Origin of the sequence: Cellulomonas gilvus ATCC 13127, assembly GCF_000218545.1 — a bacterium.
GTDB lineage: Bacteria > Actinomycetota > Actinomycetes > Actinomycetales > Cellulomonadaceae > Cellulomonas > Cellulomonas gilvus.
Genome location: NC_015671.1, coordinates 1,718,472 through 1,738,774, shown reverse-complemented (window position 1 = coordinate 1,738,774; position 20,303 = coordinate 1,718,472). Strand labels below are relative to the sequence as shown.

Annotated in this window: 19 protein-coding genes; 4 read left to right on the top strand and 15 right to left on the bottom strand. The window is 73.5% G+C overall.

Annotation, left to right across the window (positions count from 1 at the left end; translation table 11 throughout):
* Positions 1-5: 5 nt before the first annotated feature.
* From CELGI_RS16465 to CELGI_RS08045, 3 genes are all read right to left on the bottom strand, one after another.
* On the bottom strand, positions 6-770 hold the full coding sequence (locus CELGI_RS16465) for a GNAT family N-acetyltransferase (protein ID WP_013883626.1): 765 nt from the start codon (positions 768-770) through the stop codon (positions 6-8).
* Positions 767-2,566: an aspartate--tRNA ligase gene (gene aspS, locus CELGI_RS08050; protein ID WP_013883625.1), complete on the bottom strand. Its 1,800-nt coding sequence runs from the start codon at positions 2,564-2,566 to the stop codon at positions 767-769. Before aspS ends, CELGI_RS16465 begins: the two co-directional genes overlap by 4 nt.
* Positions 2,567-2,671: 105 nt before the next feature.
* Entirely contained in the window at positions 2,672-3,706 is a 1,035-nt protein-coding gene (locus CELGI_RS08045; protein WP_013883624.1) for an Rv2578c family radical SAM protein, read from the bottom strand.
* 80 nt (positions 3,707-3,786) lie between these two features.
* Between CELGI_RS08045 and CELGI_RS08040 the strand changes: the two genes are divergently transcribed.
* Positions 3,787-4,308 (top strand): TspO/MBR family protein, encoded by a 522-nt coding sequence (locus CELGI_RS08040; RefSeq protein ID WP_013883623.1) that lies wholly within the window; start codon positions 3,787-3,789, stop codon positions 4,306-4,308.
* Here the strand turns inward: CELGI_RS08040 and hisS are convergent.
* The gene (gene hisS, locus CELGI_RS08035; protein WP_013883622.1) at positions 4,301-5,677 is read right to left on the bottom strand and encodes a histidine--tRNA ligase; all 1,377 of its coding nucleotides are present in this window, start codon (positions 5,675-5,677) and stop codon (positions 4,301-4,303) included. The genes CELGI_RS08040 and hisS overlap by 8 nt on opposite strands.
* A gap of 68 nt (positions 5,678-5,745) precedes the next feature.
* Positions 5,746-6,474 carry an MBL fold metallo-hydrolase gene (locus tag CELGI_RS08030; RefSeq protein ID WP_013883621.1) on the bottom strand — a complete coding sequence of 243 codons (729 nt, stop codon included), beginning with the start codon at positions 6,472-6,474 and terminating at the stop codon, positions 5,746-5,748.
* A gap of 203 nt (positions 6,475-6,677) precedes the next feature.
* Between CELGI_RS08030 and CELGI_RS08025 the strand changes: the two genes are divergently transcribed.
* Genes CELGI_RS08025 through CELGI_RS16460 form a run of 3 tightly spaced genes read left to right on the top strand, consistent with a single transcriptional unit; the run spans position 6,678 to position 9,840 of the window.
* Complete coding sequence (locus tag CELGI_RS08025) at positions 6,678-7,469, top strand: peptidylprolyl isomerase (protein ID WP_013883620.1); 792 nt, start codon at positions 6,678-6,680, stop codon at positions 7,467-7,469.
* Complete coding sequence (locus CELGI_RS08020) at positions 7,466-9,184, top strand: DUF349 domain-containing protein (RefSeq protein WP_013883619.1); 1,719 nt, start codon at positions 7,466-7,468, stop codon at positions 9,182-9,184. The genes CELGI_RS08025 and CELGI_RS08020 overlap by 4 nt, the downstream gene beginning before the upstream one ends.
* A gap of 53 nt (positions 9,185-9,237) precedes the next feature.
* The gene (locus CELGI_RS16460) at positions 9,238-9,840 is read left to right on the top strand and encodes a hypothetical protein (protein ID WP_049785540.1); all 603 of its coding nucleotides are present in this window, start codon (positions 9,238-9,240) and stop codon (positions 9,838-9,840) included.
* Here CELGI_RS16460 and CELGI_RS08010 read toward each other — a convergent pair.
* The 10 genes from CELGI_RS08010 to pdxT form a co-directional block, all read right to left on the bottom strand.
* Positions 9,803-12,130, bottom strand: a complete 2,328-nt coding sequence (locus CELGI_RS08010; protein ID WP_013883617.1) for a RelA/SpoT family protein — start codon at positions 12,128-12,130, stop codon at positions 9,803-9,805. The genes CELGI_RS16460 and CELGI_RS08010 overlap by 38 nt on opposite strands.
* Before the next feature lie 98 nt (positions 12,131-12,228).
* Positions 12,229-12,786, bottom strand: coding sequence for an adenine phosphoribosyltransferase (locus CELGI_RS08005; RefSeq protein WP_013883616.1), 558 nt, complete (start codon positions 12,784-12,786; stop codon positions 12,229-12,231).
* A complete protein-coding gene (gene secF, locus CELGI_RS08000; protein WP_013883615.1) occupies positions 12,783-13,877 on the bottom strand; it encodes a protein translocase subunit SecF in 1,095 nt (364 codons plus the stop codon). Before secF ends, CELGI_RS08005 begins: the two co-directional genes overlap by 4 nt.
* Positions 13,877-15,808, bottom strand: coding sequence for a protein translocase subunit SecD (gene secD / locus CELGI_RS07995; RefSeq protein WP_013883614.1), 1,932 nt, complete (start codon positions 15,806-15,808; stop codon positions 13,877-13,879). Before secD ends, secF begins: the two co-directional genes overlap by 1 nt.
* A 113-nt stretch (positions 15,809-15,921) precedes the next feature.
* Entirely contained in the window at positions 15,922-16,386 is a 465-nt protein-coding gene (gene yajC, locus CELGI_RS07990) for a preprotein translocase subunit YajC (protein WP_013883613.1), read from the bottom strand.
* A gap of 112 nt (positions 16,387-16,498) precedes the next feature.
* Positions 16,499-17,560 (bottom strand): Holliday junction branch migration DNA helicase RuvB, encoded by a 1,062-nt coding sequence (gene ruvB, locus CELGI_RS07985; RefSeq protein ID WP_013883612.1) that lies wholly within the window; start codon positions 17,558-17,560, stop codon positions 16,499-16,501.
* Positions 17,553-18,179 carry a Holliday junction branch migration protein RuvA gene (ruvA, locus tag CELGI_RS07980; RefSeq protein WP_013883611.1) on the bottom strand — a complete coding sequence of 209 codons (627 nt, stop codon included), beginning with the start codon at positions 18,177-18,179 and terminating at the stop codon, positions 17,553-17,555. Before ruvA ends, ruvB begins: the two co-directional genes overlap by 8 nt.
* Positions 18,180-18,257: 78 nt before the next feature.
* Positions 18,258-18,818 carry a crossover junction endodeoxyribonuclease RuvC gene (gene ruvC / locus CELGI_RS07975; protein ID WP_013883610.1) on the bottom strand — a complete coding sequence of 187 codons (561 nt, stop codon included), beginning with the start codon at positions 18,816-18,818 and terminating at the stop codon, positions 18,258-18,260.
* A 101-nt stretch (positions 18,819-18,919) separates the two neighbouring features.
* Positions 18,920-19,675 carry a YebC/PmpR family DNA-binding transcriptional regulator gene (locus CELGI_RS07970; RefSeq protein WP_013883609.1) on the bottom strand — a complete coding sequence of 252 codons (756 nt, stop codon included), beginning with the start codon at positions 19,673-19,675 and terminating at the stop codon, positions 18,920-18,922.
* An 8-nt stretch (positions 19,676-19,683) separates the two neighbouring features.
* The gene (pdxT, locus tag CELGI_RS07965) at positions 19,684-20,289 is read right to left on the bottom strand and encodes a pyridoxal 5'-phosphate synthase glutaminase subunit PdxT (protein WP_013883608.1); all 606 of its coding nucleotides are present in this window, start codon (positions 20,287-20,289) and stop codon (positions 19,684-19,686) included.
* Positions 20,290-20,303: the final 14 nt, after the last annotated feature.

Here is a 20,303-nt window from a genome sequence, read left to right as displayed (position 1 = left end):
CGGGCTCAGGCCGGCGGGTGTCCGCTCCCGGGCGGGCCGAAGGAGTCGAAGCGCGCCTCGCAGGCGTAGCCGAGGCGCTCGTACACGCGCCGAGCCGGCTCGTTCGACGCGTACATCCCGAGCGACACCCAGGGCGCCCCCGCCTCGAGACCCGCGCGCGTCGCCGCAGCGGTGAGCGCTGCGCCCAGCCCGCGACGCCGCGCGTCCGGGTGCACGCCGAGCCCGTGCAGGTGCCACGACGTCGCGTCGGCACCACCTCGCCGGCCGGCACCGATCACGCCGACCAGCTCGGCGCCCGCACGCACCCCGAACCACGCGACCTCGTGCGGGCCGCCCGGGTCGGCCGACGTCGACGGGTTCGCCTCGGCCAGGCACGCACGGATCCCGGGAGCGTCGTCGACCAGGTCGAGCCGCACGACCGGCGCCGTGGGCTCCGGCGGCGCGACGTCGGTCGCGAACCAGTCCCACGACGAGAACGGCGTGAGCCCGAGGCGCGAGAGGACCGCCTCGTCGGGTGCCGACCCGCGGGGCAGGCTCATCCAGCCGTGCGCGCGGCCCGCGCGTTCCGCGGCGACCTGGTGCAGCAGCGCGCGGACGCGGCCGGGCTCGCCGAGGCCGACGACCGCGCGCTCGATACGCGGGGAGTCGACCACCACGACCACGGCGTCGTCGTCACCGCGCACCACGACGTCGCGCCAGGCCGGGGCGTCCGTCCGCACGAAGCGGTCGGACCGCCACCGGACCGGCAGCAGGTCGAGCGCTCCGCTCACGGAGCCGGCGCCGCCTCCGGGGCCGTCGCGGCGTCCTTGACGGCCTTCGGCTTGGCGTCGACGCCCGCCTCACGCCGCTGCTCGGGCGAGATCGGCGCAGGTGCCTGCGTGAGCGGGTCGTAGCCACCGCCGGACTTGGGGAACGCGATGACGTCGCGGATCGAGTCCGCACCGCTCATGAGCGCGACGATGCGGTCCCACCCGAACGCGATCCCGCCGTGCGGCGGCGCGCCGAACTGGAAGGCGTCGAGCAGGAAGCCGAACTTCTCCTGCGCCTCGGCCGGCCCGATGCCCATGACGTCGAACACCCGCTCCTGCACGTCGCGACGGTGGATACGGATCGACCCGCCGCCGATCTCGTTGCCGTTGCAGACGATGTCGTACGCGTACGCGAGGGCCTCGCCGGGGGCCTCCTCGAACCGGTCGATCCACTCCGGCGTCGGCGATGTGAACGCGTGGTGCACCGCGGTCCACGAGCCGCCGCCGACCGCCACGTCGTCGTCCTCACCCGTGGGCTTGAACAGCGGTGCGTCGACGACCCACACGAACGACCACTCGCTCTCGTCGATGAGCCCACCGCGACGGCCGACCTCGAGGCGGGCCGCGCCGAGCAGCGCACGCGCCTCGCTCTGCTTGCCGGCCGCGAAGAAGATCGCGTCACCGGGCTGCGCACCGGTCGCCGCGGCCAGGCCCGCCCGCTCGTCCTCGGTGATGTTCTTGGCCACGGGACCGCCGAGCTCGCCGTCCTCGCCCACCGTGACGTACGCCAGACCCTTGGCGCCGCGCTGCTTGGCCCACTCCTGCCACGCATCGAAGCCACGACGCGGGGTGCTCGCGCCGCCGGGCTGGACGACCGCACCGACGTACGGGGCCTGGAACACACGGAACGGCGTCGCCGCGAAGTACGTGGTGAGGTCCACGAGCTCGAGCCCGAACCGCAGGTCCGGCTTGTCCGTGCCGTAGCGCTCCATCGCCTCCGCGAACGTCATGCGGCGGATCGGCGTCGGGATCTCGACGTCGATCAGGCGCCACAGCGCGACGAGCACCTCCTCGGCCAGCTCGATCACGTCGTCCTGCTCGACGAAGCTCATCTCGACGTCGAGCTGCGTGAACTCGGGCTGACGGTCGGCGCGGAAGTCCTCGTCGCGGTAGCACCGCGCGATCTGGTAGTACCGCTCGAGCCCGGCGACCATGAGCAGCTGCTTGAACAGCTGCGGCGACTGGGGCAGGGCGTACCAGCTGCCGGGCGAGAGTCGCGCCGGGACCAGGAAGTCCCGCGCACCCTCGGGCGTCGAGTGCGTGAGCGTGGGCGTCTCGACCTCGACGAAGTCGTGCGCCTCGAGCACCGCGCGGGCGGCGCGGTTGACCTGCGAACGCAGCCGGATGGCGCGCGCGGGCGCGGGACGGCGCAGGTCGAGGTAGCGGTGCTTGAGCCGCACCTCCTCGCCCACCTGCTCGTCGAGCGACGACGAGACCTGGAACGGCAGCGGCGCCGACTCGTTGAGCACGACGACGTCGGTCGCGACCACCTCGACGTCACCCGTCGCGAGGTTGGCGTTCTCGTTGCCCTCGGGACGCCGGCCGACCTCGCCGGTCACCTGCAGGACGTACTCCGCGCGCAGCCCGTGCGCGACGGCCTCGTCGCGGATCACGACCTGCGCGATGCCCGACGCGTCCCGCAGGTCCACGAACGCGACGCCGCCGTGATCGCGCCGCCGGTCCACCCAGCCCGTGAGGGTGACGGTGGTGCCGATGTGCTCGGCCCGGAGCGAGCCGGCGGTGTGGGTGCGCAGCACGGAAGGTCCTTCGAGTCGGGAGTCACGCCCGGTCGGGCGCCGAGACGATCATAGGTGCGCGGGTCCGCCAGCCGGACGTCACGACGCGGCCCGCCGGTGCGACGGTCAGAACAGCGTGGGCTGCACCTCGACCGTCGCGGGGTGCGAGTGCTCCGCGCGCTGCCACCGCACCCCGGCTGCCGAGGCCTCGGATGTGCGCCGGTCGAGCCCGTGCCGCGCCAGGATCGGGCGGACGCGCGCGGTCAGCCACTCGCGGTAGGAGCGGTGGGGGTAGGACCCCCCGCGGAATACGCGCGCGTATCCGGCCAGGAGGTCCGGCCGCTCGCGCTCGAGCCATGCCAGGAACCACTCGCGCGCACCGGGCCGAAGGTGCAGCGGCAGGATCGTCGCGCGCTGCGCGCCCGCGTCGGCGATCGCGGCCAGGAGCCGGTCCAGGTGCTCGGTCGAGTCCGTGAGCCACGGCAGCACGGGCGCCACCATCACGTGGACGGGCAGTCCCGCCTCCCGGATGGCGCGGACCAGGCCGAGTCGCACACGCGCGGTGGGTGTGCCGGGCTCGAGGGTCTGCTGCAGGTCCTCCTCGAGCACCGCGACCGACACCGCGAGCGAGACGGGGACCTCTCGCGCCGCCTCCACCAGGAGCGGCAGGTCGCGGCGCAGCAGCGTGCCCTTGGTGAGGATCGACAAGGGCGTCCCCGACCCGGCCAGGGCACCGATCACGCCCGGCATGAGCGCGTACCGCCCCTCCGCACGCTGGTAGGGGTCGGTGTTGGTGCCCAGCGCCACGTGCTCGCGCCCCCATGACGGCCGCGCGAGCTCCACCCTCAGGACGTCCGCGACGTTGGTCTTCACGACGATCTGCGTGTCGAAGTCCTCGCCCGCGTCCAGGTCCAGGTACCGGTGCGTCCCCCGCGCGAAGCAGTACACGCACCGGTGCAGGCAGCCGCGCATCGGGTTGACCGACCACCGGAACGGGACCTGCGAGGCCGCGGGCACTTGCGAGAGCGCGGTCCGCGCGTGCACCTCGTGGAACGTCACGCCCGCGAACTCGGGCGTGCGCACCGTGCGGACCAGCCCGGGCAGCCCGAGCCCGGGGAGCGCCCCGTCGTCGACCGCCGGCTTCTGCCCGTCCCACCGCATGACGCCATTCGAACACCTGTACGCATCGAGGGCAAGTGGTTCCGGTTGCCGCGGCCCGTCGCGCGCCGCAGGGTCGACGCATGACCGCGATCACTCCGCAGCACGCCGTCCCGCACCGCGACGCCGCTCCTCGCGCGCGCAGCCTGCTCGTGCTCGCCGTCCTCGTCGGCGCCAACTTCGTCGTGGGAGCGCTCGGGAGCCTCGCGACGCGGACCGCCGTCGACGGGTGGTACGCCGACGCCGAGAAGGTGCCGTGGAACCCGCCGCCCTGGGTCTTCGGGCCGGCGTGGAGCCTGCTCTACGTGCTGATGGGCGTCGCTGCGTGGCTGGTCTGGCGCCGCGCCGGCTGGTCGGGCGCACGCGGTGCGCTCAGCTTGTACGTCGTCCAGCTCGCGCTCAACGCGGCGTGGACGCCGGTGTTCTTCGCGGGGCGCCACATCTGGGTCGCGCTCGCCATCATCGTGGCGCTGCTCGGCCTCGTCGTCGCGACGATCGTCGCCTTCCGCAGACACTCGCGCGTCGCGGCGTGGCTGCTGGTGCCCTACGCGGCGTGGCTCGCGTTCGCGACGAGCCTGAACCTGGGGATCGGGCTGCTCAACTGACCGTGGCGGCCACGACCCGCGGGTGCAGGTCCTCGGCGGGCGGGCACCACGTCCCCGCGTCCGCCGCGACCTGCTCGCCCGAGCGGATGTCCTTCACCTGATCGGCCGAGCCGCCCGCCTCGGCGGGTCCCGGGAACCACACGAACGGGATGCCGCGACGGTCCGCGTGCCGGATCTGCTTGCCGAACTTCGCGGCCGAGGGCGCGACCTCGACCGGGATGCCGCGCGACCGCAGCGCGGTGGCCACCGCGTCCGACCGGTCGCGGTCCTCCTCCGACGACACCGCGACGAGCACCGCGGACGGCACCGAGCGCGTGGCGCGCACCAGGCCCGCGCCGAGCAGGCGGGAGACGACCCGCGAGACCCCGATGGACAGGCCCACTCCCGGGTACGTGGTCGCGCCGTCCGACGCGAGCGTGTCGTAGCGGCCGCCCGAGCAGATCGAGCCCAGCTGCTCGTGGCCCACGAGCACGGTCTCGTACACCGAGCCCGTGTAGTAGTCGAGGCCGCGCGCGATGCGCAGGTCCGCCACCACGACGCCGGGGGCGCGGTCCTGCGCCGCCCGGACCAGCTGGCCGAGCTCGGCCAGGCCCTCGTCGAGCAGCTCGTGGCGCGCACCTACGCGGCCCGCGAGCTCGAGCACGCGGTCCACGACCGACTGGTCGGTGCCGCTGATGGACGCGAGCTCGAGGCACGCGCGCGCCTGGTCCTGCGTCGCGCCCGCCTCCGCCACCAAGAGCGCCGCGACCGCGTCGGCGCCGATCTTGTCGAGCTTGTCGATGCTGCGCAGGACGCCCTCGACGTCCGTCAGGCCCAGGCCCCGGTAGAACCCCTCGGCGACCTTGCGGTTGTTCACCAGGATGCGGACCTCGGGCAGACCGATCGCGCGCAGCGCACCGAGCGCCTCGGCCATGACCAGCGGCAGCTCGACCTCGAAGTGGTACGCGAGCTCACCGGCACCGACCACGTCGATGTCGGCCTGGACGAACTCGCGGAACCGGCCGTCCTGCGGCCGCTCGCCGCGCCACACCTTCTGGATCTGGTAGCGGCGGAACGGGAACGCGAGGTGTCCGGCGTTCTCGAGCACGTAGCGCGCGAACGGCACCGTGAGGTCGAAGTGCAGGCCCAGCTGTCCCCCGCGCTCGGCACCCGCCTCGGGGTCCTCCTGGAGCCGTCGCAGCACGTAGACCTCCTTCGAGGTCTCTCCCTTGCGCAGCAGCTGGTCGAGCGGCTCGACCGCACGCGTCTCGATCCCCGCGAAGCCGTGCAGCTCGAACGTCCGCCGGAGCACGTCGAGCACGTGCTGCTCGACGATCCGGCCGTCGGGCAGCCACTCGGGGAATCCGGACAGGGGGGTGGGACGCGCCATGCCCCCGATCCTCCCAGATCAGCGACGCCGCCCCGTGCGCCGGTCCGACAGGCGCGGAGCGGGGCGCCTCAGGCGCGCGCGAGGAACGGGTTGCCGGCGAGCTCGGCCGCCATCGTGCTGGTCGGCCCGTGACCCGGCACCACGACCGTCGCCGGGTCGAGCGCCGCGACCACGTCGCGCAGCGTCGCGTGCATACGGGCGCCGTCGCCGCCCGGCAGGTCGGTGCGGCCGATCGTGCCCGCGAACAGCACGTCGCCCGTGAACGCGAGCGGCCCGTCCGCCTCGAGCAGGTAGAGCGTCGAACCCTCGGTGTGGCCGGGGGCGTGCCGCGCGACGACGACGAGCTCGCCCAGCTCGAGCCGCACGTCCGCGTCGCGGCCGTCGACGTCCTCCGGCGGCACGGCGGAGCCGAACGCGCGCACGTCGCGTGGCGCGCGGTACGTGCGCGGGTCCGCACCGACCGCGAGCAGCGCCTGCGCGAGCGGTCCGGCCGGGTCGTGCGCCGCCCCGCCCAGCGGTCCGAGCGTGCCGAACGGGTCGGCGAGGCGGTACGCGTCCGCCGCATGCAGCCGCACGGGCACGTCCAGCCGCTCCGCGACCTCGGCGGCGTCCCACGTGTGGTCGACGTGCCCGTGCGTGAGCAGCACGCCGTGCGCCGCGAGCCCCCGTTCGGCGACGAGCGCCACGACCTGGTCGGCGACCAGGGCGCCCGGATCGACGACCACGCACGACCGGCCCTCGACGAGCACGCTGCAGCGCGCACCGAACACGGGCGAGACCACGGTCAGGACGTCCATGAGACGCACGCTAGCGCCGCCGCGTCACCCGCCCGAACCCGTGGCCGGGGCCGTCGGCCGCGCAGCCGTGACCGGACTGTGATCCCAGGGGGTGTCGCGGAGGTCGCCGCAGCCCGGCGGCTGCCTAGACTGTGCCGGGTCCCACCGTGCGACGCCGCAGGCCGACGCCTGCTCCGGAGCACACCGTCACGCAAGGAGCGAGGGTGTCCAGCAAGCGGGAGCGCGAGTACGAGCGCCGCCGGTTCGAGAAGTGGCAGGCGCGTCAGGCCGAGGCGGCGCAGCACCGTCGGCGTCAGCGCGTCGTCGCGGGCGTCGTCGTGGGCGCGCTGGTCCTCGTGATCGGCGTCGTCGCGGTCGTCGTCGCCTCGAACGACGACGACTCCCCCGCGGCCGCGTACACGACCGAGCCCGCGACGGGTGCGACGCAGCAGCCCGCGGCCACGCCCGCGGCGGCGCCGACCAACTCCGCGGACGTGCCCGATCCCGCGCTGGCCGAGGGGCGCACGTGGACGGGTGACCTGACGCTCGGCTCGGGCACGCTCGGCATCGAGCTCGACGGCGCCGCAGCCCCGCAGGCCGTGGCGAACTTCGTGACCCTCGCGCAGGACGGGTTCTTCGACGGCACGAAGTGCCACCGCCTGGTCACCGACGGCATCCACGTCCTGCAGTGCGGCGACCCCGAGGCCACGGGCATGGGCGGCCCGGGCTACACCTGGGGGCCCATCGAGAACGCCCCGGGCGACGACGTCTACCCGGCCGGCACCATCGCCATGGCCCGGCAGGGCGGCAACGGGAGCTCCATGGGCTCCCAGTTCTTCATCGTCTACGACGACAGCACCATCCCGTCGGACGACGCAGGCGGCTACACCGTGTTCGGCAAGGTCACGTCCGGTCTGGACGTGGTCGAAGCCATCGCCGACGCGGGCGCGAAGGAGGGCGTCACCGACGGTCCTCCCGCGTCCGACGTCATCATCGAGGGAGTGAAGATCAAGTGACGCAGACCCCGGACTCCTCGCCCGAGACCGCCACCGAGACCACTCCCGCCGACCCCACCGTCGAAGCCGCAGTCGAGGCCATCCCGGCGGACGAGGCCGTGGCCGACCAGCCCGTCGCCGCCGAGGCGGTCGTGGCCGACCAGCCCGTCGCCGCCGAGGAGGACGCGCCCGAGCCCGCGACCACGGAGCCGGGCGCCGATGCGGAGCCCGCCGAGGAGACGTCGCAGCCGGAGCCGGCTGCGGAGCAGCCCGCACGTGACGACTCCGCGACCGACGATGCCGCGCCCGCCGACGCGGCGTCCGAGCCCGGCACCGAGGCGCCCGCGGTGCGCCCGTCGCCGGCCACCGTGCGTCCCGGCCCGCGCCCCCTGCCGCGGCCCCCGGTCTCGGCGCCGGCGGCTCCGGCCGCTGCCGCCCCGGCACCCGCCGCACCGGTCCAGCCGCCCGTCGACGCCGCCGAGGCGGCGCACGCCACCACGTTCGGCTCGGTCGCCGAGGACGGCACGGTCTCGGTGCGTGAGTCGGCCGGCGAGCGCGTGGTGGGCCAGTACCCGGGTGCGACCCCCGACGAGGCGCTCGCGTTCTACGTGCGGCGCTTCCTCGACCTGCAGGCCAAGGTCGCCGTGTTCGAGGCGCGCCTGACCGCGACGGACCTGTCCGTCAAGGAGATCGACCAGACCCTCGCGCGCCTCACCGAGGAGACGGCCGAGCCGGCCGCCGTCGGCGACCTCGACGGGCTGCGGGCCCGCCTCGACGCGCTGCGGGCCGTGGCCGCCGAGCGCAGGGCGCAGGCCGAGGCGGAGCGCCAGGCCGCGCGGGCCGTGGCCCTCGAGGCCCGCACGGCCATCGTCGAGCAGGCGGAGAAGATCGCCGCCACCGACCCGAGCCGCATCCAGTGGCGTCCCGCAGGTGAGCAGCTGCGCGCGCTCCTGGACCAGTGGAAGGACGCGCAGCGCACCGGACCGCGCCTGGACCGGCCCAGCGAGGAGGCGCTGTGGAAGCGGTTCAGCCACGCGCGCACCACGTTCGACCGGGAGCGCCGGCACTTCTTCGCCGAGCTCGAGCAGCGCAACGCCTCCGCCAAGCAGGTCAAGGAGCAGCTGGTCGCCGACGCCGAGCGGCTGCAGTCGAGCACCGACTGGGGCGCGACGGCGGGCGCCTTCCGCGACCTGATGGCGCAGTGGAAGGCCGCCGGCCGCGCGAGCCGCGGTGACGACGACGCGCTGTGGGCGCGGTTCCGTGCCGCGCAGGACGCGTTCTTCGCGGCACGTGACGCCCAGAACGCCGCGACGGACGCGGAGTTCGCCGCCAACCTGGAGGTCAAGGAGGCGCTGCTGGTCGAGGCCGAGGCGCTGCTGCCGATCTCCGACCTCAACGCCGCCAAGCAGGCCATCCGCGGCATCCAGGACCGCTGGGAGTCCGCGGGCAAGGTCCCGCGCGGCGACATCCAGCGCGTCGAGGGACGCCTCCGGGCGGTCGAGACGGCCATCCGCGACGCCGAGCAGAAGCAGTGGACGCGTTCGAACCCGGAGACCCGGGCGCGTGCCGAGGGTGCGCTCGCTCAGCTCGAGCAGGCGATCGCGTCGCTCGAGGCGGACCTGGCCAAGGCCGAGGCGGCGAAGGACCAGCGCAAGATCGCGGACGCACGCGCCGCGCTCGACGCCCGCCGCGCGTGGCTCGAGCAGGTGCAGCGCGCCGCGGAGGATGCGCGCTGAGGCCGTCCACAGGGCACCCGTCGTGACGAGGGGGTGTCGGGCATCCTGACCGGGTGCCCGACACCCCCTCGCTCCTCCCTCGGCCGCGTCCGTTGCCGCGGCTGGTCCGCCGGGACGACCTCTCGCCGGCCGCGTGGACCGGGATGCTGCTCGACGGCGCGCTGACACCGCTGTGGGGCGGCGTCGCCGTCACGGGGACGCCCGCGCCCTCGGCGTCCGACCGCGCGGCGGCCCTCGCCCCGCTGCTGACCCGGCGCGGCGTCGTCGGGCGTGAGGCCGCGGCGTGGGTGCACACCGGCACGGCTCCCCCGGCGCGCGCATGCGTGCTGGTCCCGTGCGGTGTCCGCCGGCCGGACCCCGCACCGGGTCGCTACTGCGCGGAGGCGCTGCTCGGCGAGGACGACGTGGCCCTCGTCGGCGGGGTCCCGGTGACGACCGTGGACCGGACCGCGCTCGACGTCGCACGGTGGCTCCCCCGGGAGGTCGCGCTGCCCGCGCTCGTGGCGCTCGTCGGCGTCGGGCTGGACCTCGCCGCCGCACGCCGCGCTCTGCACGCCCTGCGCGGCCGCGCGCACGTGAGGGACGCGCACGCCGTCGTCGACGAGGCCTGCCGACAGGTCAGCGCACCGGCGCCTCGTCCGACCGCGCCCCCGTGATGCGGTACACGTCGAACACGCCCTCGACCTTGCGCACGGCGGCGAGCACCGACGTCAGGTGCGACGGCTCGGCCATCTCGAACACGAACCGGGACATCGCGACCCGGTCGCGCGACGTCGAGACCGACGCCGAGAGGATGTTGACGTGATGGTCGGACAGGACGCGCGTCACGTCCGAGAGCAGCCGTGCGCGGTCCAGCGCCTCGACCTGGATCTGCACCAGGAACAGGGCGGACGACGTGTGGCTCCACGCCACGTCGACGATCCGCTCGGGCTCACGGCGCAGCTGCTCGACGTTGACGCAGTCGCCGCGGTGCACCGAGACACCCGCACCGCGCGTCACGAAGCCGACGATCTCGTCGCCCGGCACGGGCGTGCAGCACTTCGCGAGCTTGACCCACACGTCGTCGACGCCGCGCACGACGATGCCCGGGTCGCCGGTCCGCACCCGGCGTGCCGTGGGACCGGGCCGCGCGGTCTCCGCGAGGTCCTCCTCGGCACCCGTCTCGCCGCCGAGGCTCTGCACCAGGCGCTGCACGACGCTCGCGGCCGAGACCTGGCCCTCGCCGATGGCCGCGTACAGCGCGGAGACGTCGGCGTACCGCATCTCCGAGGCGACCGCGACGAGCGACTCGTGCGACAGCAGCCGCTGGATCGGCAGGTTCTGCTTGCGCATCGCCTTGGCGATCGAGTCCTTGCCGTGCTCGATGGCCTCCTCGCGGCGCTCCTTGGAGAACCACTGCCTGATCTTGTTGCGCGCGCGGGGGCTCTTGACGAAGCCCAACCAGTCGCGGCTCGGGCCCGCGGTCTCCGACTTCGAGGTGAAGACGTCGACCACGTCGCCGTTCTCGAGCGTGGAGTCCAGCGGCACGAGCCTGCCGTTGACGCGGGCCCCCATCGTGCGGTGACCCACCTCGGTGTGGACCGCGTAGGCGAAGTCCACCGGTGTCGAGCCCTGCGGCAGGCCGATCACGTCGCCCTTCGGCGTGAACACGTAGACCTCGGAGCCGGCGATCTCGAACCGCAGCGAGTCCAGGAACTCCGTGGGGTCGGCGGTCTCCTTCTGCCAGTCCACGAGCTGGCGCAGCCACGCCATGTCGCCGCCCGCGGGGGCCTCCGTGGCCGGCGCGCCCTTGGCGTTCTCCTTGTACTTCCAGTGCGCGGCCACGCCGTACTCCGCGCGACGGTGCATGTCGTGCGTCCGGATCTGGATCTCGACCGGCTTGCCGCCCGGGCCGATCACGGTCGTGTGCAACGACTGGTAGAGGTTGAACTTGGGCATCGCGATGTAGTCCTTGAACCGGCCGGGGACCGGGTTCCACCTCGCGTGCAACGCACCGAGCGCCGCGTAGCAGTCGCGCACCGTGTCCACCAGGACACGCACTCCCACCAGGTCGTAGATGTCCGCGAAGTCGCGGCCGCGCACGATCATCTTCTGGTAGATCGAGTAGTAGTGCTTGGGCCGGCCCGTGACCGTGGCCTTGATCTTCGCGGCGCGCAGGTCGGCACCGACCTGGTCGCGCACCACCGCGAGGTACTCCTCGCGCGCGGGTGCGCGCTCGGCGACCAGGCGGACGATCTCGTCGTACACCTTGGGGTAGAGCGTCGCGAACGACAGGTCCTCGAGCTCCCACTTGATCGTGTTCATACCCAGCCGGTGGGCCAGCGGGGCGTAGATCTCGAGGGTCTCGCGCGCCTTCTTCTCCGCGGACGCGGCCGGGACGAACCGCCAGGTGCGCGCGTTGTGCAGGCGGTCCGCGAGCTTGATCACCAGCACCCGGATGTCGCGCGCCATCGCGACGACCATCTTGCGCACGGTCTCGGCCTGCGCGGCGTCACCGTAGGCCACCTTGTCCAGCTTGGTCACGCCGTCGACGAGCATCGCGACCTCGGGCCCGAACTCGCGGCGCAGCTGGTCGAGCGAGTACTCGGTGTCCTCGACCGTGTCGTGCAGCAGGGCCGCGACGAGCGTCGACGGCGTCATCCCGAGCTCGGCCAGGATGGTCGCGACCGCCACCGGGTGCGTGATGTAGGGGTCGCCGCTCTTGCGCAGCTGCCCACGGTGCGCGCGTTCCGCCACGACGTACGCACGCTCGACGACCGTCAGGTCCGCCTTGGGGTGGTTGGCGCGCGCCGCCTGCAGGACGGGCTCGAGCGCCGGGTAGGCCGGTCCGCTGCGCGGCCCGCCGAACCGCGGCAGGAGCGCCCGGTAGCGGGACGCGGACGAGCCGCCCGCCTCTCCTGCCGCCTGCGGCGAGCCGGTGGGGGGTGTGACGACGTCCTCGGCCATCCGAACACCTCCCCTGCCATCACTCGGTCGGACGAGTCTACGACCGTGGGAGGTCCACCTCGCACCGCACCACCCGTTGGGCGGAACGCGCGGTGCCGTCAGTCGACCGTGAGGACCGTGTCGATCGGCAGGCCGCCCAGCCGCGAGCGTCCGGCGAGCCCCGCGATCTCCACGAGGAACGCGAGCCCGACGACGTGCGCGCCGCACGACTGCAGCAGCTCGACGGTCGCCGCGGCGGTGCCGCCGGTCGCGAGGACGTCGTCGATCACCAGCACGCGTGCGCCGTCCGGCACGGTGGTCGGGTGGATCTCGATCGATGCCTGCCCGTACTCGAGCGAGTAGGACGCGGAGGCGGTGGGACCCGGCAGCTTGCCCGCCTTGCGTACCGGCAGGACACCGGCACCCAGGTGCGCGGCGACCGGCGCGGCGAGCAGGAACCCGCGCGCCTCCATCCCGGCGACCAGGTCGACGCCTCCCGGGGCCGCGCCCGCGAGCGACGCGATCACGTCGCCGAACGCGGGGCCGTCGGCCAGCAGCGGCGTGATGTCACGGAACAGCACGCCGGGCTCCGGGTAGTCGGGCACCAGCCGGACGAGCGCGTCGACCCGGCGCGCGACTGCCTCGCGCGCCGGGTCGATCGGGAGCGCAGCGCTCATCGGGTCGGCTTGCGGCGCTTCGGCTGCGCCGCCTGCCCGAGGTGGCCCCCGGGGCGCAGCGCCCCGACCTGGATGTGCGGGGCGGCGACGGCGGTCGCACCGTCCTCGGAGCCGGCCACGCGCGCGGCGCGCACCTTGGCGGTGTGCTCCTTGATCCGGGGCTCCCGCTCGCGCAGCGTGACCTCGAACGGCGTGGCCAGGAAGATCGAGGAGTACGCGCCCACGAGCATGCCGACGAACAGCGCGAGCGCGATGTCCCGCAGCGTGCCGGCGCGCAGGATGAACGCACCGACGAACAGGATCGCCGAGACCGGCAGCAGCGCCACGACGGAGGTGTTGATCGACCGGACCAGCGTCTGGTTGACCGCCAGGTTGGCCTTCTCGGCATACGTGTAGCGCGACTGGTCCAGCGTGTCGGCAGCGTTCTCCCGGACCTTGTCGAAGACCACGACGGTGTCGTAGATCGAGTAGCCGAGGATCGTCAGGAAGCCGATCACCGTCGCCGGCGTGACCTCCCACCCGATCCCGGCGTAGATGCCGACCGTGATGACCAGGTCGTGGCCCAGCGCGATGAGCGCGGCGAGCGCCATGCGCCAGTTGCGGAAGTAGATCGTCATGACCACGGCCACGAACAGGAGGAACACGAAGATGCCCGTGATCGCCTTGCTCGAGACGTCCGCACCCCATGTGGGGCCGACGAACTGGGTGGTGATCTCGTCCTCGGTGACGCCGAACGCGGTCTGCAGCGCGTCACCGATCTTCGTGACCTGCTCGTCGGTCAGCTCGGAGACCTGGATGCGCAGCGAGTCGTCTCCGAGGTTGGTCACCTCGGGCGAGACGTCACCCGCGGTGGACCGCACGGTGTCGATCGCGAGCTGCTGGTCGCGGTCGCCTGCGATGCCCGAGACCACGAACTCCGAGCCGCCCCGGAACTCGATCCCGGGGTTGAGGCCGGGCTTGATCAGCAGGATCGAGGAGATCAGGACGAGCACCGCGGAGACGATGTAGAACTTCCGGCGGTGGCCGACGATGTCGTACGAGCGACGCCCCGTGTAGAGGTCGTTGCCCCACTGGGCGAATCCGGCGGCCATCAGCGGTCGCTCCCCTCGGCACGGTCGTCGCCGGCCTTGTCCTCGGTCACCGGCGCGTCGGCGGGTGTCGTGACCGACTCCGCGGCGCGCTGCGCCGCGCGGCGCTCGGCGATGGTCATGCCGGAATCGCCCGGCGTGGAGCCTGCGCCCGCCTCGGGCCGCGCGTCCTCACGCGGGCCCGTGACGACCTTGCCCCGGCCCACGTACCGCGTCCCCGGCACGCCCAGGCGCCGCGGGTCCAGCCCCGAGGCCGGGTGGCCCCCGTTGAAGAACCGCGTCTTGGCGAGCAGCTCCATCATCGGGTGCGTGAACAGGAACACGACGATGACGTCGATGACGGTCGTCAGACCGAGCGTGAACGCGAAGCCGCGCACCCCGCCGACGGCCAGGAAGTACAGCACGATGGCGGCGATCAGGTTGACCGCGTCGGACGCCAGGATCGTGCGCTTGGCCCGGTCCCACCCGCGCTCGACGGCCGATCCGAGCACGCGCCCCTCGCGCAGCTCGTCACGGATGCGTTCGAAGTAGACGATGAACGAGTCGGCCGTGATGCCGATCGCCACGATGAGTCCGGCGACGCCCGGCAGCGACAGGCGGTAGCCCTGCGTCCAGGACATGAGCGTGATCACGCCGTACGTGAGCGTCGCCGCGATCAGGAGCGACGCGACCGTGAGCAGCCCGAGCGCGCGGTACTGGAACAGCGAGTACACGACGACGAGCAGCAGGCCGATGATGCCCGCGAGGAGCCCCTTCTCGAGCTGCTCGCTGCCGAGCGTCGCGGAGATCTGCTGCTCGCTCTGCACCTTGAAGTTGAGCGGGAGCGAGCCGAAGTTCAGGCGGTTGGCGAGCTCGGCCGCCGACGACTGCGTGAACGTGCCGGAGATCTGGGCCTGGCCGTTCGGGATCGTCTTGTCGACGCTGGGCGCGGAGATGATCAGGCCGTCGAGGACCATCGCGAACTGGTTCTGCGGCGACGCGAGATCCTTGATCCGGGTGGTCACGTCCGCGAACAGGTTCGAGCCCTTGCCCGTGAACTCCATGCTGACGACCCACCGCGACCCGACCGCGCCGTTCGCGAGCGTCTCGAGGCCCGAGGACGCCGACGAGATCTCCTTGCCGTCGATCTCGACGGGGCCGAGGATGTACTTCAGGCCGTCGCTCTGGTTGGTCGTGATGTCGATCGAGCACGTCACGAACGCGGCGTCGGGGTCACCCGAGATGCCGCCCGCGAGGTTCGCGGGGTCGGTGCAGTCGAGGTCGTCGAACTCCTTCTGGACCTCGGGCGTCACCCAGTAGGCCGCGTCGCTCGCCGACGACGGCTCGCTCGGCGCCGCAGGCGCCGACGGCGTGGGCGTCGGTGCGGGCGTCCCGGTGGCCGTGGGCTCCGCGCTCGGCGTCTCGTTCGCGTCGGCCGAGGTGTCCTCGGACGCGCCGCTCGACGGCTCCAGCGTCGAGCCGCCCGTGGGAGCCGCAGTCGGTCCCGCACTCGGGTCCGCGCTCGGGTCGGCGCTGGGGTCCGCGCTCGGGTCCGCCGACGGCACGGCCGTCGGCTCGACGGTCGGCAGCGCGTAGCCCTGCTGCAGCACCGGTCGGAACTCCATGTGCGACGAGCGGCTGATCGAGGCGATCGTCTCGTCGGACGCCTTGCCGGGGATCGCCACGACGATGTTGTTGCCGCCCTGGCTGCTGATCTCGGCCTCGGACACGCCCGATCCGTCGATCCGCTGGCGGATGACGTTGATCGCCTGCGAGATGTCCTCGGACGACGGCTCCGTGCCGTCCTCGCTGACCGGCGTGAGGATGATCTGCGTGCCACCCTCGAGGTCGAGGGCCAGCTTCGGGGACCAGGTGGCGTCGGACGTCCTGGTGCCGATGAGGACTGCGAGGAACGGCAGCACGACGACGACGGCGAGCACGACGAGCGTGCGCACCGGCCGACGGCGGCGTGTGGGTGGGGCCAACGGAGTTCTTCTCTCGTGCGCGCACCGGCCGCGCCGCGACCGGTGGGGACCAGGCCCGGAGGAGCGCCCCCGGGCCGCGTGTGCTACTTCCGGGGCTTGCCGCCGTCGTCGCGGCGGTCGTCGAGCGTGGACAGGTCGTCGGGCACGTCGATCACGCGGTCGTTCGCGCCGGCGATCCGCTGCGCGTCACCCACCGCGGCGTCCTCCACCGGCTCGTCGTCCGCCACCGGCGGGTCCGTCCGGCGCGCGATCGCGGCGAGCACCCACTGCGTGCGGCTGCTGCCGTCCTGCGACTCGAGCGTGACCCGGTCGGAGGCGACCTCGACGACGGTGCCGATCATGCCGGAGGCCGTCATGACCTCGTCGCCGGGCTGGAGCTGGTTGCGGAACTCCTGCTGGGTCTGCTGCTGCTTGCGCGACCGGCGCGACATCAGCCAGAACGCGCCCACGGCCAGCGCCAGGAAGCCGTACATGAACAGCGGGCTGCTGCCCCCCGAGGAGGCAGCACCACCCTCGGCCGCCGCGAGCGCGGCACTGAGCTCAGTCACAACAAGGTCCTCACGGTCGGATGTGTCCGGGGCAGTCTAGGCGCACCGGCCAGCCGCTCCAACGCACATCACCGCGTGGCGGTTCCCTGAACGGTTCACCTCGATCCGCAGGTCACGCGAACAGCGTCCCCGCCTCGTGCGGCGGGACCAGGCCCAGGTGCTCCCAGGCCGCCGGGAGCGCGACGCGACCGCGCGGCGTGCGGCCCACGAGCCCCTCCCGGACCAGGAAGGGCTCGGCCACGGTCTCGACGGTCTCCGGCTCCTCGCCCACCGCGACCGCGAGCGTCGTGAGCCCCACCGGTCCCCCGCCGAACCGCCGGCACAGCGCGTCGAGCACACCCCGGTCGAGCCGGTCCAGGCCGCGCTCGTCCACCTCGTACACCTCGAGTGCCGCACGCGCGGCGGCCAGCGTGAGCCGCCCGTCGCCCCGGACCTCGGCCCAGTCGCGGACGCGGCGCAGCAGGCGGTTCGCGATGCGGGGCGTCCCGCGCGAGCGCGACGCGATCTCGCGGGCCGCAGCGCCCGCGAGCGGCACGCCCAGCAGGCCCGCCGAGCGCAGCAGCACCTGCTCGAGCTCGTCCGCGTCGTAGAAGTCCAGGTGGGCCGTGAAGCCGAACCGGTCGCGCAGCGGGGCCGGGAGCAGCCCCGCCCGGGTGGTCGCGCCGACCACCGTGAACGGCGGCAGCGCGAGCGGGATCGCGGACGCACCCGCACCCTTGCCGACCACCACGTCGACGCGGAAGTCCTCCATCGCGACGTAGAGCAGCTCCTCCGCGGGCCGCGCGATGCGGTGGATCTCGTCGAGGAACAGCACCTCACCCTCCTCGAGCGAGGAGAGCACGGCCGCGAGGTCTCCCGCGTGCTGGATGGCCGGGCCGCTCGTGACCCGCAGCGACGTCCCGAGCTCGGCCGCGATGATCATCGCGAGCGTCGTCTTGCCGAGTCCCGGCGGACCGGACATGAGCATGTGGTCGGGCGCGCGGCCGCGGCCGCGGGCGGCCTCGAGCACGAGCGAGAGCTGCTCGCGCACCACCTTCTGCCCGACGAACTCCGCCAGGCGCCGTGGACGCAGGGCGGCCTCGGCGGCGCGCTCGACGTCGTCGGCGCCCGGACGCACCAGCGACTCAGCCGGGAACCGCTCGGTCACGAGGCCCTCGGCGTCGTCGTCAACCACGGCCGCCGCCCAGCGTGCGCAGCGCGGCGCGCAGCAGCCCTGGCACCTCGTCGGCGGACACCGGACCCGTGACGTCGGTGAGCACGGTGGCGACCGCGTCCTCGGCCGCCTTCTGGTTCCAGCCCAGCCCGACCAGCGCGTCGACCACCTGCTGGCGCCGGTCCTCGGGCACGCCCGGCGCGGCGGGCGTGCCGTTCGCGGTCGCGGGCACGCCCGTGGGTGCGCCGATCCGGTCCTTGAGCTCGAGCACGATGCGCTGGGCGCCCTTGCGCCCGATGCCCGGCACGCGCTCAAGGGCCTTGAGGTCGTCGGTCGCGACCGCCCGGCGCAGGTCGTCCGGGGCGTGCACGGCCAGCATCGCCAGGGCGAGGCGCGGGCCCACGCCGCTCACGGTCTGGACGAGCTCGAACACCTCGCGTTCGTCGTCACCCGCGAAGCCGAACAGCGTCAGCGAGTCCTCGCGGACCACGAGCGACGTGAACAACGTGGCCTCCTGGCCGACGCGCAGGTGCGCGAGCGTCGCGGGCGTCGCCAGGACGAGCATCCCGACGCCGCCCACCTCGACCACCGCCGCGTCCAGCCGGACCGCGGCCACCGTCCCGCGTACCGAAGCGATCACGTGCGCCCTCCTCCACCGTCGACCCGCCACTGTGCCACACGGGCGAACATCTGTACGAATGACACGCGGCGCCCGCGGTCAGCGCCGCGCCGCCTGCTCGGCGGCGGCCCAGGCGCGTTGTGCCGCCGTCATCGACGAGGGCGGTCGCTGCGGCGCACCCAGCGCACCCGCCGGGCGCCACAGGTGACAGATCGCGAGCGCGAGCGCATCGGCCGCGTCCGCGGGGCGCGGGAGCTCCTCGAGCTGGAGCAGGCGCGCGACCATCGTCTGGACCTGCTGCTTGCCGGCCCGGCCGCTGCCCGTGACCGCGGCCTTGACCTCCGACGGCGTGTGCAGCGCGACGGGGATGCGCCGCCGGGCGGCGGCGACCATCGCGATCCCCGCGACCTGCGCGGTCCCCATCACGGTGCTCACGTTGTGCTGGGCGAACACGCGCTCGACCGCGACCGTGTCCGGCGCGTGCTCCTCGAGCCACTCCTCGATGCGCCGCTCGATCAGCAGGAGCCGCTGATCGGTCCCGAGGTCGGCGGCGGACGTCGCGACGCCCACCTGGACCAGCCGCAGCCGCCGGCCCGGCAGCCCGTCCACCACGCCGAGCCCGCAGCGGGTCAGTCCGGGGTCGACTCCGAGAACGCGCACCCGCGCATCGTCGCACCCCCGCACGCGCGCGCCGCGGCCGACGCGCCACGCACGGACGCACCGCCCCCGAGGGGGGGACGGTGCGTCCGGCGCGCGTGAGGTCAGTCGTCCTCGAGCTCGGCCATGACCTCGTCGGACGCGTCGAAGTTCGCGTAGACGTTCTGCACGTCGTCGGAGTCCTCGAGCGCGTCGATCAGGCGCAGGATCTTGCGCGCGCCGTCCGCGTCGACCTCGATCTGCGTGGCGGGCCAGAACACCACGTCCGCCGAGTCGTACTCGATCCCGGCCTCCTGCAGCGCGGTCCGGACGGGCACCAGGTCGGTCGCCTCGCTCAGCACCTCGAACTGCTCGCCCAGGTCGGTGACCTCCTCGCCGCCCGCCTCGAGCACGGCCTCCATGACCGCGTCCTCGTCCGTGCCCTCCTTGGGGACGATGACGACGCCCTTGCGGCTGAACAGGTAGGACACCGAGCCCGGGTCGGCCATCTGGCCGCCGTTGCGCGTGAACGCGACGCGCACGTCGGATGCCGCGCGGTTGCGGTTGTCCGTCAGGCACTCGACCAGGACCGCGACGCCGCCGGGGCCGTAGCCCTCGTACATGATCGTCTGGTAGTCGGCCCCACCGGCCTCCTGGCCGGACCCGCGCTTGAGCGCGCGGTCGATGTTGTCGTTGGGGACCGACGACTTCTTGGCCTTCTGGATCGCGTCGAAGAGCGTGGGGTTGCCCGCGGGGTCACCACCGCCCGTGCGGGCGGCCACCTCGATGTTCTTGACGAGCTTCGCGAAGAGCTTGCCGCGCTTCGCGTCGATCGCGGCCTTCTTGTGCTTGGTGGTGGCCCACTTGGAGTGACCCGACATCGGCTTCGCTACTCCTGGGTGTCGCGGACGATCTGGACGAAGAGGCGGTGCACCCGGGTGTCGCCGGTCACCTCCGGGTGGAACGAGGTGACGAGCAGCGGACCTTGGCGGACCGCGACGATCCTACCGGCGGCGGGACCGGCCTCGACCCGCCCGACGACGGTGGCCGCCGGACCGACCTCCTCGACCCACGGCGCGCGGATGAACACGGCGTGCAGCGGACCGTCCTCGATGCCGTCGATCGCGAGGTCCGTCTCGAACGAGTCCACCTGACGGCCGAACGCGTTGCGCCGCACCGTGACGTCCACACCGCCCAGCGTCTGCTGGCCCTCGATGCCGCCGAGCACCCGGTCCGCCAGCAGGATCATCCCCGCGCACGACCCGTAGGCGGGCATCCCCGCGCGCAGCCGTTCACGCACGGGGTCGACGAGCTCGAACGCGCGCAGGAGCTTGTCGATCGTGGTCGACTCCCCGCCGGGGATCACCAGCGCGTCGACCGCGTCCAGCTCGGAGCGTCGGCGCACCGGCACGGCGCGCGCACCCACCGCCTCGAGCGCGTGGACGTGCTCGCGCACGTCTCCCTGGAGGGCGAGGACTCCGACTGCCTGCGTCACGACGTCCGATCCTA

Excerpts from the sequence above, each read along its gene's own strand:
- CELGI_RS08040 (WP_013883623.1), top strand. The coding sequence starts at position 3,787 with ATGACCGCGATCACTCCGCAGCACGCCGTCCCGCACCGCGACGCCGCT.
- CELGI_RS07970 (WP_013883609.1), bottom strand. The coding sequence starts at position 19,675 with ATGTCGGGTCACTCCAAGTGGGCCACCACCAAGCACAAGAAGGCCGCG.
- CELGI_RS08030 (WP_013883621.1), bottom strand. The coding sequence starts at position 6,474 with ATGGACGTCCTGACCGTGGTCTCGCCCGTGTTCGGTGCGCGCTGCAGC.
- secF (WP_013883615.1), bottom strand. The coding sequence starts at position 13,877 with ATGGCCGCCGGATTCGCCCAGTGGGGCAACGACCTCTACACGGGGCGT.
- CELGI_RS08005 (WP_013883616.1), bottom strand. The coding sequence starts at position 12,786 with ATGAGCGCTGCGCTCCCGATCGACCCGGCGCGCGAGGCAGTCGCGCGC.
- CELGI_RS08010 (WP_013883617.1), bottom strand. The coding sequence starts at position 12,130 with ATGGCCGAGGACGTCGTCACACCCCCCACCGGCTCGCCGCAGGCGGCA.
- hisS (WP_013883622.1), bottom strand. The coding sequence starts at position 5,677 with ATGGCGCGTCCCACCCCCCTGTCCGGATTCCCCGAGTGGCTGCCCGAC.
- CELGI_RS08045 (WP_013883624.1), bottom strand. The coding sequence starts at position 3,706 with ATGCGGTGGGACGGGCAGAAGCCGGCGGTCGACGACGGGGCGCTCCCC.